17 protein-coding genes are annotated in these 14487 nt (G+C 68.5%); 10 read left to right on the forward strand and 7 right to left on the reverse strand.

Annotation, left to right across the window (positions count from 1 at the left end):
- Positions 1–96 precede the first annotated feature (96 nt).
- The 3 genes from LDO15_RS02560 (at position 97) to LDO15_RS02570 (ending at position 2133) form a co-directional block, all read left to right on the forward strand.
- Complete coding sequence (locus tag LDO15_RS02560; RefSeq protein WP_223983716.1) at positions 97–594, forward strand: hypothetical protein; 498 nt, start codon at positions 97–99, stop codon at positions 592–594.
- A gap of 130 nt (positions 595–724) precedes the next feature.
- The gene (locus tag LDO15_RS02565) at positions 725–1273 is read left to right on the forward strand and encodes an RNA polymerase sigma factor (RefSeq protein ID WP_223983719.1); all 549 of its coding nucleotides are present in this window, start codon (positions 725–727) and stop codon (positions 1271–1273) included.
- The gene (locus tag LDO15_RS02570; protein ID WP_223983721.1) at positions 1270–2133 is read left to right on the forward strand and encodes a hypothetical protein; all 864 of its coding nucleotides are present in this window, start codon (positions 1270–1272) and stop codon (positions 2131–2133) included. Before LDO15_RS02565 ends, LDO15_RS02570 begins: the two co-directional genes overlap by 4 nt.
- 129 nt (positions 2134–2262) lie before the next feature.
- On the opposite strand, the gene LDO15_RS02575 is transcribed toward LDO15_RS02570, so the two are convergent.
- Genes LDO15_RS02575 through acs form a run of 4 tightly spaced genes read right to left on the reverse strand, consistent with a single transcriptional unit; the run spans position 2263 to position 7342 of the window.
- A complete protein-coding gene (locus LDO15_RS02575) occupies positions 2263–2760 on the reverse strand; it encodes a CoA-binding protein (RefSeq protein ID WP_223983723.1) in 498 nt (165 codons plus the stop codon).
- Positions 2757–4109: an O-acetylhomoserine aminocarboxypropyltransferase/cysteine synthase family protein gene (locus LDO15_RS02580; protein ID WP_223983727.1), complete on the reverse strand. Its 1353-nt coding sequence runs from the start codon at positions 4107–4109 to the stop codon at positions 2757–2759. The genes LDO15_RS02575 and LDO15_RS02580 overlap by 4 nt, the downstream gene beginning before the upstream one ends.
- Positions 4109–5320: a dimethylsulfone monooxygenase SfnG gene (gene sfnG, locus LDO15_RS02585; RefSeq protein ID WP_223983729.1), complete on the reverse strand. Its 1212-nt coding sequence runs from the start codon at positions 5318–5320 to the stop codon at positions 4109–4111. Before sfnG ends, LDO15_RS02580 begins: the two co-directional genes overlap by 1 nt.
- A 9-nt stretch (positions 5321–5329) precedes the next feature.
- Positions 5330–7342: an acetate--CoA ligase gene (gene acs, locus LDO15_RS02590; protein ID WP_223983731.1), complete on the reverse strand. Its 2013-nt coding sequence runs from the start codon at positions 7340–7342 to the stop codon at positions 5330–5332.
- A gap of 265 nt (positions 7343–7607) precedes the next feature.
- Here acs and LDO15_RS02595 point away from each other — a divergent pair, with 265 nt between their 5' ends.
- From LDO15_RS02595 to LDO15_RS02620, 6 genes are all read left to right on the forward strand, one after another.
- Entirely contained in the window at positions 7608–8033 is a 426-nt protein-coding gene (locus LDO15_RS02595) for a CoA-binding protein (protein ID WP_223983733.1), read from the forward strand.
- Between the two features lie 35 nt (positions 8034–8068).
- The gene (locus tag LDO15_RS02600) at positions 8069–8479 is read left to right on the forward strand and encodes an MmcQ/YjbR family DNA-binding protein (RefSeq protein ID WP_223983734.1); all 411 of its coding nucleotides are present in this window, start codon (positions 8069–8071) and stop codon (positions 8477–8479) included.
- Positions 8476–9021 carry a DUF1990 domain-containing protein gene (locus LDO15_RS02605; RefSeq protein ID WP_223983735.1) on the forward strand — a complete coding sequence of 182 codons (546 nt, stop codon included), beginning with the start codon at positions 8476–8478 and terminating at the stop codon, positions 9019–9021. The genes LDO15_RS02600 and LDO15_RS02605 overlap by 4 nt, the downstream gene beginning before the upstream one ends.
- Positions 9022–9035: 14 nt before the next feature.
- The gene (locus LDO15_RS02610) at positions 9036–9638 is read left to right on the forward strand and encodes a tetratricopeptide repeat protein (RefSeq protein ID WP_223983736.1); all 603 of its coding nucleotides are present in this window, start codon (positions 9036–9038) and stop codon (positions 9636–9638) included.
- 130 nt (positions 9639–9768) lie between these two features.
- A complete protein-coding gene (locus LDO15_RS02615; protein ID WP_223983737.1) occupies positions 9769–10089 on the forward strand; it encodes a putative quinol monooxygenase in 321 nt (106 codons plus the stop codon).
- 23 nt (positions 10090–10112) lie between these two features.
- A complete protein-coding gene (locus LDO15_RS02620) occupies positions 10113–10406 on the forward strand; it encodes a DUF503 domain-containing protein (RefSeq protein ID WP_223983738.1) in 294 nt (97 codons plus the stop codon).
- 83 nt (positions 10407–10489) lie between these two features.
- Here the strand turns inward: LDO15_RS02620 and purL are convergent, their stop codons facing one another.
- From purL to purS, 3 genes are read right to left on the reverse strand one after another with little or no spacing between them, the layout of a single operon-like run.
- Positions 10490–12823, reverse strand: a complete 2334-nt coding sequence (purL, locus tag LDO15_RS02625; RefSeq protein ID WP_223983739.1) for a phosphoribosylformylglycinamidine synthase subunit PurL — start codon at positions 12821–12823, stop codon at positions 10490–10492.
- The gene (gene purQ / locus LDO15_RS02630; RefSeq protein ID WP_223983740.1) at positions 12820–13578 is read right to left on the reverse strand and encodes a phosphoribosylformylglycinamidine synthase subunit PurQ; all 759 of its coding nucleotides are present in this window, start codon (positions 13576–13578) and stop codon (positions 12820–12822) included. Before purQ ends, purL begins: the two co-directional genes overlap by 4 nt.
- 1 nt (position 13579) lies before the next feature.
- Entirely contained in the window at positions 13580–13831 is a 252-nt protein-coding gene (gene purS, locus LDO15_RS02635; protein WP_018776110.1) for a phosphoribosylformylglycinamidine synthase subunit PurS, read from the reverse strand.
- Between the two features lie 278 nt (positions 13832–14109).
- On the opposite strand from purS, the gene LDO15_RS02640 reads away from it, so the two are divergent.
- Positions 14110–14295, forward strand: a complete 186-nt coding sequence (locus LDO15_RS02640; RefSeq protein ID WP_223983742.1) for a hypothetical protein — start codon at positions 14110–14112, stop codon at positions 14293–14295.
- The last annotated feature ends 192 nt before the right edge of the window (positions 14296–14487 follow it).

Here is a 14487-nt window from a genome sequence, read left to right on the forward strand (position 1 = left end):
CGGGCGCCGGCCAGCCTTCCACTGCGAGAGCGGGCTATCTACTGCCCCATGCGGCCTCAGCCCGCCTTCCACAAAATAAAAGGATGTATCCCTGTTATGAAGAGTGTTAGCAAGACCACCAAGATTGCCGTCGGCGCCGCCATCCTGGCAGTCGGAGGATTCTCCGGCATCGGACTGGCCAATGCGGCCCAGCTGTCCAGCACCGAACAGTCAGAAGTGACCCACGCTACGCCCGCCACCCCGGCCACTCCTTCCACTCCCACGCTCCCGGCAAAGCCCGCCGTCCCGGCCGTCCCCGCAGTTCCGGCGGCACCGTCGGCTGATGACGCCGCCAAGGGCGACACTGACTCCGACGGCGCCGAGGGTGCCGGCGAGGCCTCCGTCGACGCGGACCAGGACGGCGCCACCGTCAAGAGCGACGCAACCGTCAAGGGCGCTGCCGGTGAGGCGCGCGCCAATGCCAACGTCAAGGCCGCAGTTCCGGCCGTTCCCGCCACGCCGGCTGTGCCCGGTGCCGACGGCGCTCCGGCCACCGCGGCTGTTCCGGCTACTCCGGCCGTGCCGTCCGTCGACCTGCCCCAGCACGACAAGTAAATCCGGCTGTTGAGCCCGGACCCGGCAAGGGTCTGTAACGAAGGAATGGGCCCTCGCCTTTGAAGGGCTCGGGGGTGCGGCCGCTAGACTTGCAGGGGCCGCACCCCAGCAGTAACGGAAGGACAGCCTTTTGGCAGAGCAGCTAAGCGACGACGAACTGTCAGCCGCTTTAGCTGGTGACCCATCAGGTTTCAGCGCGGTCTACGTGGCTATTTCGCCGGCCGTCCTGGGCTATTTCCGGGCCCGCGGGGTGGACGACGCAGAGGCCCTGACCCAGGACGTGTTCGTCGACGTCCTGCCGAAACTGGCAGGCGTCACCGGCGGTCACGCGGGCCTGCGGACGTTCATCTTCTCCGTCGCCCATGCACGGTTGGTCGACTACCGACGGCGGGCAGAACGCACACCCCATCTGGCCGAATACGATCCCCTCGAGGACGCGCGTTTCTCGGCTTCGGCGGAGGATGAGGCGCTCGGCTCCCTGGGCGGCATTTCCCACACCCTCGCGAGGCTCAACGAGGAGCAGCGGGAAGTTCTGGTCCTGCGCATCGTCGCAGACCTTTCCATCGAACAGGTGGCCGGCATCATGGACAAGACGCCGGGTGCCATCAAGCAGCTTCAGCGGCGCGGGCTCAATGCCCTGCGCGAACTCGTAACCGAAAAGGACCACGCAGCATCATGACGGGCACCCGCGATCCCCAGCAGGATGGCAGCATCCAGGCGCTGCTGAGCGACTCCGGCCTCGAATCCGCGGCCGAAATCCGGAGTGCGCTGGAACAGCTCCGCGCCCTGGTCCCGGACGAGGCCCCCGCGCCCCGCGCCGACCTCGCGGCACTTCTCGCCGCCGGCGCGGCCGGCCAGCCCGGCCCTGTTTCAGCCCGCCCTGTTTCAGCCGCGTCCGGCCCGGCCGGCTCCGTACCGGCCACTTCTGTCCCGGCCACGTCTGTCCCGGCCACGACGACGGCGATGCCCGCGGTCGCGTCCGCAGGGTCGTCAGCCGACGAATCGAACGATTCTGCGAGTGAGTCCCTGCCGGCCGGGGTCACGAGCCTCGCCGAGCGCCGCGGCCGGAAGCGCCGGCTGGCAATCGTCGGCGGCGCCCTCGTGGCTGCCATGACGCTCGGGGCCGGGGCCGTCGCGGCATCCAGCGAGGATTTCCGGCACAGCGTCAGCCAGACCGTCGGCGTCATTTTCCAGCCCGCGGGCCACGCGACCCCGGCCCCGGCGCACGTCGAGCCGTCGCCGGCTTCTGTCCCGGCTGTTCCCGCGCCCGCCGTCACTGCACGGCCAGGCACGCCCGGCGCCGGGACACCGGGCGCCCCGGAGGCCCCGGCGGCCGGTCACACGCGGCCCGCCACCCCGCCCGCCGTCGGCCGCGACGGCATCCTGCCAGCGCCGGGCCAGCGCCCGGGAGTACCAGGACTGCCCGCCGCGCCGGGCCTTCGGGACGGGGGCGACGGCGAGAAGCTGCCCCGCGTTCCCGGCAACATCACGCCAACCCTTCCCGGCGTCGTTCCCACCGAGGCCCCGGTCCATCCCTAGCCTGCCGGCCCGTCCTCGGGTGCCGGTCCGTCCAATCACGGGTGAGGTGCAGGCTCGCCGTGGCCTTACGGCGACCCCGGCACCTGACCCGCGCTTTCGGCCCCGAACCCGCCAGTCCAGAGCCTGAGGCTAGGCCAGGACCTGCCGCTTGGAGGAAATGACGCCGGTGTCGAAGCCGGCCAGGTGCAGGCCGCCGTGGAAACGGGCATGCTCAATCTTCACGCAGCGGTCCATCACGACGTCGAGCCCGGCGGCTTCGGCTTCCTTCGCCACGTCCTCGTGCCACGAACCCAGCTGCAGCCACAGCGTCTTGGCGCCCGCGGCGACGGCTTCGTCCAGAACTCCCGGCAGGTCCTCATGCTTGCGGAACACGTCCACAATGTCCGGGCTCTCCGGGAGGTCCGCGAGCGAGGCGTAGGTCCGTTCGCCCAGGATCTCCTTCACCACGGGGTTCACGAAATACACCTTGTAGCGGGTGGAGGACTGCAGGTAGGTGGCCACGAAGTAGCTGGCGCGGGATGGCTTGTCCGAGGCACCCACAATCGCGATCGACTTGGCCTGGCGCAGCAGGTTCAGCCGTTCCGGTGCAGTCGGTCCGGTCCAGGTCCTGGTCTCTTCAGTGCTCATGCGGTTGCTCCGATCGGGCAGGAAGCGGCTTCGTCCGGGGCGGCCTCATCCGACGCTCCGGCCTCCTCCGAGGCGGCGTCCAGGGCCTGGTCGAGGTCCCACAGGATGTCATCCAGGTCCTCCAGGCCGACGGAGATGCGGACCAGGTCCTCGGGCACGCCCGCGGATTCCAGCTGTTCCGGGCTGAGCTGCTGGTGCGTGGTGGAGCCCGGGTGGATCACCAGGGTCCGGGAATCGCCCACGTTGGCCAGGTGTGAGGCCAGCTGCAGGGCTTCGATGAATTTCTGCCCCGCGGCACGGCCGCCCTTCACTCCGAAGGAGAACACTGAGCCCGGACCCAGCGGCAGGTACTTTCTGGCCCGTTCGAAGTGCGGGTGCGAGGGCAGGCCGGAGAAGTTCACGTAGGCCACGCGCTCGTCCGCCTCCAGCCACTCGGCCACGGCCTGGGCGTTGCGGAGGTGCTCGTCGAGGCGCTGGGGCAGCGTTTCCACGCCCTGCAGGAGCTGGAACGCCGACTGCGGGGACAGGGCCGGGCCGATGTCGCGCAGCTGCTCGCAGCGCAGCTTGGTGAGGAACCCGTACTCGCCGAAGTTGCCCCACCAGGAGACGTTGCCGTAGGAGGCCACGGGTTCGGTCATGGTGGGGAACTTGCCGTTGCCCCAGTTGAAGCGGCCGCTCTCGACAATGACGCCGCCAAGGGTGGTGCCGTGGCCGCCGAGGAACTTCGTGGCGGAGTGGATCACAATGTCCGCCCCGTGCTCGATTGGCCGCACGAGGTACGGAGTGCTCAAGGTGGCGTCGACGACGAGCGGGATGCCGGCGTCGTGCGCCACCTTGGCCAGCCCCTCAAGGTCCTGGACTTCCGAGGACGGGTTGGCCACCACCTCGACGAAGATTGCCTTGGTGTTCTCGCGCACCGCGGCGGCGTAGTCCGCCGGTTCCGTGCCGGGGACGAACGTGGTGTCCACGCCGAAGCGGCGCAGCGTGACGTCCAGCTGGGTCACCGTGCCGCCGTAGAGCTGGGAGGCGGCGACGATGTGGTCGCCGGCCTGGGTCAGCGCGGCGAACGTGATGAACTCGGCCGCCATGCCGGAGGACGTTGCCACCGCACCGATGCCGCCGTCCAGGGACGCGATGCGCTCCTCGAACGCGGCCACGGTGGGGTTGCCGATGCGGGAGTAGATGTTGCCGTACTTCTGCAGGGCGAAGAGGTTCGCGGCGTCCTGGGTGTCTTTGAACACGAAGGACGTGGTCTGGTAGATCGGCACCGCGCGGGCGCCGTGCTCGGCGTCGGGGGTGCCGCCGGCGTGCAGGGCGCGGGTGCGGAAGCCGAAGCTGCGCTCCGCCATTATGCGGCCACCTCAACCTGGGCCACGGGCGTCCCGGACAGGTCCAGGTCGACGCCGTTCTTGCGGGCCAGGTCCGCCTCGAGGTCGCGGACGATCGGCAGGACATCCCGGCCGAACGCGGCGACCTCCTCCTGGAAGTGCAGGTAGCCGGTGAGGAACAGGTTCACGCCGATCTTCTTGTACGCCACGATCCGCTCCGCAATCTGCTCCGGGGTGCCGATCAGCTGGGTCTTGAAGCCGTCGTTGTACTGGACCAGGTCCTCGAAGCTTGAGTCGGCCCACATGCCCTTGCCGTCCTTGGTGGACGCCCCGGCTTCCTGGACCGCGTCGCGGAAGCCCTGGACGGCAGGCTTGTGTGCCTTCTCGACGATTTCGCGGAGGGTGTCCCGGGCTTCCTTTTCGGAGTCGCGGGCGATGACGAAGCCGTTGAGGCCGAACTTCGGGGAACTCAGAGCGGGAAGGGCGGCCAGAGCGCCGTCGGTTCCGCGCCGGGTTTCACCAGCCGCCGCGACCACACCGGCGATGTTCTCCTTGAAGCCTTCCAGGTCCTTGCCGTTGGAGAAGTACCAGTCCGCCACGCGGCCGGCGGTGGCCTGCGCGGCGGTGGAGTTGCCGCCGAAGAAGATCTCCGGGTGTGCCCGGCCCGGCACGTCCACGGGGGCCGGCTGCAGGGTGAAGTCGGTGATGTTGTAGTACTTGCCGGACTGGCTGAAGTTCTTTTCGGTCAGCAGGCCGCGGAGCACCCGGATGAATTCCTCGGTGCGGACGTAGCGTTCGTCGTGCTCGAGCCATTCGAGGCCGAAGTTCTCAAACTCCGTCTTGAGCCAGCCGGAGACGATGTTCACGGCGGCGCGGCCGTTGGAGATGTGGTCCGCCGTGATGAGGTACTTGGCCAGGACGCCGGGGTGCCACATGCCGGGGTGGACGGCGGCGATCACCTTGAGCCGCTCCGTCGCGGCCAGGAGCGCCAGGCTGAAAGAGGTCGCCTCGTGCTGCTTGTCGGCGCCGTACGAGGCGGCGTAGCGGGTCTGGGTCAGGGCGTATTCGAAGCCGGAGTTCTCGGCGATCCGGGCGAGCTTCTTGTTGTATTCAAAGTCCCAGCCGGTGCGCTGTTCGATCGTGGAGACCACCAGGCCGCCCGAGACGTTCGGGACCCAGTAGGCGAATTTCAGGGGTTCGGAGAGACGTGCAACGCTGCTGATGTCAGTCATGGGGTTCCTTTACTTCTGGGCGGGGATGGCTGCTGTGGCGCGGTCGCGCAGCACTTCCTGGATGCCGGCGATTGCCGGTTCGTTCTGGAGGGAGGTGGTGTCGCCCAGCGTCGTTCCCTCGAAGAGCTGGGTCAGCAGCCGGCGCATGATCTTGCCGCTGCGGGTCTTGGGCACATCGGGGACGACGACGACGTCGCGCGGTTTCGCGATCGGGCCGATCGCCTTCGCGACGTGCGCCTTCAGGACGCCGTGGATGTCGGCGGTGACCGCCGAATCCTTGAGAACCACGAACGCGACGATCGCGTGGCCGGTCTTCGGGTCCGCGACGGGGCACACCCCGGCCTCCACCACGTCCGGATGGGCGACGAGCGCCGACTCGATCTCGATCGTGGAGAGCAGGTGTCCGGAGACGTTGAGCGTGTCGTCCACCCGCCCGAGGATCCAGATGTCGCCGTCGTCGTCATACTTGGCGCCGTCACCGGCGAGGAACCAGCCCTGCGCCGCGAACTGGCGCCAGTACGAATCGAAGTAGCGGCGCGGGTTACCCCACACCGTCCGCGCGATCGCGGGCCCGGGAGCGTCCACCACGATGAACCCCTGGATGCCCGGCGGCACGGTGTTGCCGGCCTCGTCCACGATCCGGGTGCTGACGCCGGGCAGCGGCCGGGCGGCGCAGCCGGGCTTGAACTCCGTGTCGGTCGGGGCGGGGGAGAGGATGGTCGCGCCGGTTTCGGACTGCCACCAGGTGTCCACCACGGGGGCGGTGCCGGCGCCGACGTTGGCCCGGAACCAGCGCCACGCCTCCGGATTGACGGCCTCGCCGACCGTGCCGAGGAGCCTGATCGAGGAGAGGTCGTACGCGTCCGGGACGCCGTCCGGGAACCAGCCCATCAGGGAGCGGACCAGGGTGGGCGCGGTGTAGTACTGCGTGACCCGGTAGCGCTCGATGATTTCGAAGTGCCGGCCCGGGTGCGGGGTGTTGGGGGTGCCCTCGAAGATGACCTGCGTGGCGCCGTTGGAGAGCGGACCATAGAGCTCGTAAGTGTGCGCGGTGACCCAGGCGAGGTCGGCCGTGCACCAGTGGACGTCCTGGTCCCGGAGCGCGGGGTCCGGGTTGCTGAACAGGTGTTCGAAACTCCACGATGCCTGCGTGAGGTAGCCGCCGGAGGTGTGCACCAGGCCTTTGGGTTTCCCGGTGGTGCCGGAGGTGTACATGATGAACAGGGGCGTCTCGGCGTCGAACGCTTCCGGGGCGTGGACGTCGGAGGAGGTCCCGACGGCGTCGTGCCACCACACATCGCGGCCCGCGGTCATCGGGACGGTGTCCAGCAGTTCCGGTGCCGTGGTGCGGTTGACCACCAGGACGTGCTCGATGGCATTGTCTCCGGAGACTGCGGCATCCGCGTTGTCTTTGACCGGTACCGCAACGCCGCGGCGGTACTGGCCGTCGGTGGTGACCAGGAGCTTGGCGCCGGTGTCCTCCACCCGGAAGCGCAGCGCCTCGGCGGAGAACCCGCCGAACACCAGGGAGTGGATGGCGCCGATCCGGGCCACGGCCAGGGTGATGATCACGGTTTCCGGGATGACCGGAAGATAGATCACCACCCGGTCGCCCTTGGTGATGCCGAGCCCCAGCAGGGCGTTGGCGGCCTTGGAGACCTCGCGCTGCAGCTCCGCGTAAGTGACGGTGCGGCGGTCGCCCGGTTCGCCCTCGAAGTGCAGGGCCACCTTGTCCCCGCGGCCCGCCGCCACATGGCGGTCGACGCAGTTGTACGCAACGTTGAGCTTGCCGCCGTCGAACCAGCTGATCTGCGGTCCGGTGCCGGCCTCGACGTCGGCCGGAACCAGCCGGTGGGCCGTGTGCCACGGCTTGCCGGTGGCAGCGCCGCCGGGAACGTCCGCCCAGTCGAGCCTGAGGGCGGCGTCTTCCCAGAAGGCGGTCCGCTCCGCCTCGGACGTGAGCGCGGTCGGCGTGGTCTCGGGTGTCGTGGTCTCGGGCGCGGGAAGGGAAAAGACAGTCATATGGATGCTCCATCGGTCCTGGCGGTAGCACCCAGCTGATGGCCAGGGTTGCTGCGGCTGCATCGATCCAGGTCTCTTGGCCGCTCGGGATGGTTGTACTTCACACTAAACGGAGGCGCGTCCCGATCGTGAAATTGCCGTCTTGCGCCGCGTAATATTCGGCTCTGCAGAATGTTGTACCCTTTTGGCGGTCATTTCTTCGACGCCGGCGCCGCGGCTGCCGGCCATCCGGCGCGCCCGCGGGTATGGCGCGTAGGCTGTGCTCATGCCCCATGTCAACGATCCTGCAGTCCTCGAACGTCTGATGCGCACCAAGGGCCGGTGGGCCATCGTCGGCCTCTCCACCAACGAATGGCGTGCAGCCTACGACACCTCCCTCTTCATCCGGGACCGCCTGGGCATGGAGATCATTCCGGTGAACCTGCCGGGGGATCCCGTGCACGGCGAGACGGGCTACGCCAGGCTCGGCGACATCCCGGAGAGCAAGCGGCCCATCGACGTCGTGGACTGCTTCGTGAATTCGCAGAAGGTGGGAGACGTCGTGGACCAGGCGATCGCCGTCGGCGCCAAAGCCGTCTGGCTGCAGCTGGGCGTCATCGATGAAGCGGCCGCCGAGCGGGCCAAGGCGGCCGGCCTCGATGTGATCATGAACGCGTGCCCGGCGCAGGATGCCGTGCGCTTGGGTTTGTAGCTTCCGGGACGGAACCTGGGCAGTAGGCTCGAAGCATGGACGCAGCTGCACTCCGCGCGCTTTGCCTCGGGTTTCCCGGGGCCTTCGAGGACTTCCCCTTCGGACCCGAGACCTCGGTCTTCAAGGTCCGGTCCGCCGTTTCCGGCGGGGCCCGGCATGAGGCCAAGATGTTCGCCCTCTCGGCGATGGACGAGGCGGACTTCTCCGTCAGCCTCAAATGCGAGCCGGCCCTGGCCCAGCAGCTGCGGGCCGCCCATCCGGAGATCACCGGAGCGTGGCACCTGAACAAGATGCACTGGAACGGCGTGCGGCTGGACGGGTCCCTGCCCGATTCGATGATCCGCGACATGGTGGAGGATTCCTACGACCTCGTCGTGGCATCGTTGAGCCGTCGCCAGCAAGAGCAACTCGGCTGGGCCCGGCTGGCCGGCGGAGGCCGGGAGTGAACGCGCGGATCGCCCGGGGTGAACTCAACTATCCCGGCATCGGCGCCACGGAACACGGCCCGCCGCCGGAGGGCACCGAATGCCTGGTCACACAGGCCTACATCGGGGAAGGGCCGGCGGCCTACCGCCGGGCGGTCCAGGGGATGCTGACGTGGCAGCTCCAGAAACGGTCGGGGCTGCGGGTCCGGGCCGAGTCCGGCGTCGTGGTGCCGGGGACCCGGGTGGTGAGCGGCTTCGGCGTCGGACCGTTCCGCCTCAACGCCCCCTGCGAAGTGGTCTGGGTCCGGCGGCCGGTGCCGGGTGACGGCCCGCAGTCCGCCGGATTCGGGTACGGCACCCTGCCGGGACATCCGGTCCGCGGCGAAGAGGCGTTCGAGATCTCCATCGACGCGCGCGGAACGGTGACGATCTCCATCACCGCCTTCGGCGGCCCGTCCAACTGGTTCTACGCCGTGGGCGGCGCCGTGACCCGGCGGGCCCGCAGCCACGTCACTTCCCGATACATTAGGAGTGCGCAGGAACTGGCCGCAGGTGTGAGCTGAGCAGGAGCCTTTGGATGCTTGATCAACAGACCCTTGACCGATTGTGGAACTTCGATGACCCGGCGCTCTCGGAATCCCGGTTCCGCGAGGCCCTCGCCGAATCCCGCTACGACACCGACGAACGGGCCGAACTCACCACGCAGCTGGGCCGGGCCATCGGGCTGCAGGGCCGCTACGAGGAAGCCGACGCCCTCCTGGACGCCGTGGACGGCGATGAGCCCACGGTGGCGGTGCGGGTGCTCCTGGAGCGCGGCCGGGTGCTCAATTCCAGCGGCCACCCCGAGATGGCCGTGCCGCTCTTTGAACAGGCCGCCGAACTCGCGGACCATCTGGGCGAGGAATTCCTGGCGGTGGACGCGCTGCACATGCTCGCCATTGCCGACTCGGCCCACGCTGAGACCTGGACCCGGAGCGCCCTGGAATACGCGTCCACGGTCCACGACGAGCGGACCAAGCGGTGGATCGTGGCGCTGCACAGCAACCTCGGCTGGACCCTGCATGAGGCCGGCCGCTGCACCGAGGCCATGGTGGAGTTCCAGCTCGCCGAACAGTGGGCCGGCCGGATCGGGACCCCGCGGCAGCAGCAACTGGCCCGCGAGGCCATCGAAGCCTGCTGAGCCCCGCTTTCTTACTGCAACGCGGGGTCACTTACGGCCCGTAAATGCCGCCGGAATGGGCCGGATGTGACCCCGCGTTGTCCTATTGCAAGAATGGAACACCGTCCGCCGCACCGAAAGGCACAGTCCCGTGATCTTCATCGTCGTCAAATTCAAGGTCAAGCCCGAGTGGTCCGAGCGCTGGCTCGGCCTCGTGGACGATTTCACCCTGGCCACCCGGCAGGAACCGGGCAACCTCTGGTTCGACTGGTCCCGCAGTGTGGAGGACGCCAACGAATTCGTCCTGGTCGAGGCCTTCAAAGACGACGCTGCGGGTGACCACGTCAACAGCGAGCATTTCAAGAAGGCCATGGCCGACATGCCGCAGGCCCTGGCGGAGACGCCCCGCATCATCAGCCGGCAGATCGACGGCGAGGGCTGGGACCGGATGGGCGAGCTCACCGTCGCCTAGGGTTCCCCCGGAAGGACCGTGCCATGTGGATCGGCTGGATTGAATTCGACCTCCTCCTCGGCGATGTCCACAGCCTGAAGGAGAAACGCTCCGTGGTTCGGCCCGTGCTGGCCGAGCTGAAACGGCGCTTCGACGTCTCCGTCGCCGAGACGGACCTCCATGACCAGTACCGGCGCACGGTGATCGGCGTCGGACTGGTCGCCGCGGACCGGGCCCACCTCGTGGAGGTGCTGGCCGCCGTCGAACGGTTTGTCGCGGCCCGGCCGGAAATGGAGCTGCTCAGCGCCCGGCAGCGGGAGCTCCGCAGCGACGACTGAAAACCAACGCGGGGTCACCTAGCGCCCATCCCGAGGGGATTTATGGGCGGTAAGTGACCCCGCGTTGGTTTGAGGAGGGGAGGCTAGCCGAAGTACTTCGGCAGGGTGGCCTCGTGGGCTTCGCGGAGGGCGTCGAGGTTCATGGTCTCGACGCCGTTGATCTCCAGCGTGCCGCCCTCGGCGTCCACGACGCCGATCCGGATGTGCGCGAAGCCGCGGGCGGTGCACATGTCCGTGAAGCGGATTTCCTCCGAGCGGGGCACCGAAACGACGGCGCGGCCCTGGGTTTCGGAGAACAGCGCCGTGAACAGGTCCACGCCGTCGCGGTCCAGGACGTCCTGGAGCGCGATCCGGGCACCCACGCCGTAGCGCAGTGAGGACTCCACGAGGGCCGCGGCGAGGCCGCCTTCGGAGAGGTCGTGCGCGGAGTCCACCATGCCGTCGCGGGAGGCGTTGATCAGGATCTCGCCCAGTGCGCGCTCGGCGGCGAGGTCAACCTTGGGCGGCAGGCCGCCGAGGTGTCCGCGCAGGTTGGACCATTCCGAGCCGTCCAGCTCTGCCGCCGTCGTGCCCAGCAGGTAGATGGCCTGGCCGTCTTCCTTCCAGCCCGACGGCGTGCGGCGGGCGACGTCGTCGAACTTGCCGAGCACAGCCACCACGGGGGAGGGGTGGATGGGGGTGGTGCCGGTCTGGTTGTACAGCGAAACGTTGCCGCCGGTGACCGGGATGCCCAGGACCATGCAGGCGTCGGACAGGCCGCGGATGGCCTCTGCCAGCTGCCACATGACGTCGGGATCCTCGGGGGAGCCGAAGTTCAGGCAGTCGCTGACCGCCATCGGCACGGCGCCGGAGGTGGCGACGTTGCGGTAGGCCTCGGCCAGGGCCAGCTGCGCCCCGTGGTAAGGATCGAGGTAGGTGTAGCGGCCGTTGGCGTCGGTGGCCAGGGCCACGCCCAGCCCGGTTTCCTCGTCCACCCGGACCACGCCCGCGTCGTCCGGGAACGCCAGGGCGGTGTTGCCGCCGACGTAGCGGTCGTACTGGTTGGTGATCCAGGACTTGCTGCACATGTTCGGCGAGGCAACGAGCTCGGTGATGGCGGCGGCCAGGTCCGCCGGGGCGGAGGGCCGGCCGGTGTCCTGCACGGAGCCGGTGAAGGAGTCTGCCTGGACGGCGTCCTGCCATTCGGGGCGGGCGTACGGGCGGTCGTAGACCGGACCGTCGTGGGCGACGGTGCGCGGGTCGACGTCGACAATGACCTCGCCTTCCCAGGTGATGATGAGGCGGCCGGTGTCGGTCACCTCGCCCAGCCAGGAGTACTCCACGGCCCACTTGTCCATGACCGCTTCGAACGCGGCGATGTTCTCGGGGGTGACCACGGCCATCATGCGTTCCTGCGACTCGGACATCAGGATTTCGCCCGGGGTCAGGGTGGGGTCGCGGAGCAGGACGGAGGTCAGCTCGACTTCCATGCCGCCGTCGCCGTTGGAGGCGAGCTCGGACGTGGCGCAGGAGATGCCTGCGGCGCCCAGGTCCTGGATGCCCTCAACGAGTGAGCCCTTGAACAGCTCCAGGCAGCACTCGATCAGGACCTTCTCGGCGAACGGGTCGCCCACCTGGACGGCGGGGCGCTTGGAGGGCTTGGTGTCATCGAAGGATTCCGAGGCAAGCACCGAGGCGCCGCCGATCCCGTCGCCGCCGGTGCGCGCGCCGAACAGCACCACCTTGTTGCCCTTGCCGGAGGCGTTGGCGAGGCGGATGTCCTCGTGCCGCATGACGCCGACGGCGAGGGCGTTGACCAGCGGGTTGCCCTGGTAGACGGAGTCGAAGACCATCTCGCCGCCGATGTTCGGCAGGCCCAGCGAGTTGCCGTAGCCGCCGATGCCGGCGACGGCGCCGTGCATGACGCGGGCCGTGTCCGGGTGGTCGATGGCGCCGAAGCGCAGCGGGTCCATCACGGCCACCGGGCGGGCGCCCATGGAGATGATGTCGCGGACGATCCCGCCGATGCCGGTTGCCGCGCCCTGGTAGGGCTCCACGAACGACGGCGAGTTGTGGGACTCGATCTTGAACGTCACGGCCCAGCCGTCGCCCAGGTTGGTGACGCCGGCGTTTTCGCCGATGCCCACGAGCATGTCCTTCTTCATCTCGTCGGTCACCTTGTCGCCGAACTGGCGCAGGTGGTTCTTCGAGGACTTGTAGGAGCAGTGCTCGCTCCACATCACGGAGTACATGGCGAGCTCGGCGCCGGTGGGGCGGCGGCCCAGGACCTTGACGACCTCGTCGAACTCGTTCTGCTTCAGGCCCAGCTCGGCCCAGGGGAGTTCGGTGTCCGGGGTCTTGGCCGCGTTCTCAACGGTGTCGATGTTGAACTTCCGGGCGGTCTCCGCGGGCGCCGCCACTGCGGGTGTCTCCGTCATTTGTTGTCTCCCACGATTTTGTTCAGGACAGAGGTGAAGAAACCGAGGCCCTCGGTGCCGGAGCCGAGCTCCGGGCCGAAGCCGGCCTCCACGGCGTGTTCCGGGTGCGGCATTAGCCCCACCACGTTGCCCGCGGCGTTGGAGATGCCGGCGATGTCCCGGCGGGAGCCGTTCGGGTTCCAGCCGACGTAGCGGAACACCACGCGGCCTTCGGCCTCGAGCGCATCCAGGGTCTTCTCGTCCGCGATGTACTGGCCGTCCTGGTTCTTCAGCGGCACGGTGATTTCCTGGCCGACGGCGTAGTCCCCGGTCCAGGCGGTGGCGTTGTTCTCCACGCGCAGGACCTGGTCACGGCACATGAACTTCAGGTGGTCGTTCTTGATCATCGAGCCGGGCAGCAGGTGCGACTCGGTCAGGATCTGGAAGCCGTTGCAGATGCCGAGGACCGGCAGCTTCGCCTCCGAGTTGGCGGCGTCGATGATCCTGGCCATCAGCGGCGCGAACCGGGCGATCGCGCCGGCGCGCAGGTAGTCGCCGTAGGAGAAACCGCCGGGAATCACGACGGCGTCAACGTCACCCAAAGTGGTGTCGGCGTGCCAGAGTTCCACCGGGGTGGCGCCTGCAAGACGGACTGCACGGGCGGCGTCGCGGTCATCCAGGGTGCCGGGGAACGTGACGACGCCGATCCTGGCACCGGCGAGCCTGGGGTTCTCGGCGACGGCAACAGCCTCGCCGATCAGGGGGAGTTCAGTCATGTCAGGCCTCAACGACCTCGACGTTGACGACGTCTTCGATGACCGGGTTGGACAGCAGGGTCTCCGCGGCGTCGCGGGCCTGGGCCAGGATCTCCTCGGTCACCTCGCCGTCGACCGTGAGTTCAAAACGCTTGCCCTGGCGAACAGAGCTGAAAGCGGTGAAGCCCAGCCGGGGCAGCGCACCGACGATGGCCTTCCCCTGCGGGTCCAGAATCTCGGGCTTGGGCATGACGTCGACAACGATCCGGGGCATCCGGCAACTCCTGTGCGTGAGCATTGGGTAAGGGCGCAGCGGAGTAGTGCCGTCTCACGCCGATCCGCTGTGTGTTGAGGACTACTTGGTGAATACAGCGTGAAAGGGCGCTCCGCGAGCTTGCAAGCCCATTCTACCGGCCGCAGTGCGTCCGGCCGCATTCGGGGCCGGGAGTGTGAACGCTGCCTCCCCGGCACGCCCTTGAACTGGACAAACGCCGCCGGGAGGGCGGCCTGGAACTATGGCCCCCGGCCGCCGCGGATCAGTAGGATGTGCCCATGGCTGAGAAACCGAAATCCGTGTTGTTATCTGTCCTCGCTGTCGCTGTGTTCGTCGGGCTGGGCCGGATGGTCGTGCAGAAGATCAAGGCCGACCGTGCGGCGAAGGGGACCCATGTGGCCGGACCGCTGGACGATAAGACCCGCGCGTGGATCAGCGAGGTGGTCCGGACTCCGCGGCAGTAGGCCGGCCCGGCCGCGCGGCGGGATCCGCCCGGCTTTCCAGCCCGCCCGGCTTTCCAGCCCGCCCGCACGGGATCCGCGCGTGAGGGATCCGGCCGCGCGGCAGGATCCGCCCGGCTTTCCAGCGACGCACTTTCCTCCACCGACGTCTATCGACGCAGCTCAGAAGCCTCGTCGACGCATCGTGTCGTATTG

The sequence above is a fragment of the Arthrobacter sp. NicSoilB8 genome (assembly GCF_019977355.1).
GTDB lineage: Bacteria > Actinomycetota > Actinomycetes > Actinomycetales > Micrococcaceae > Arthrobacter.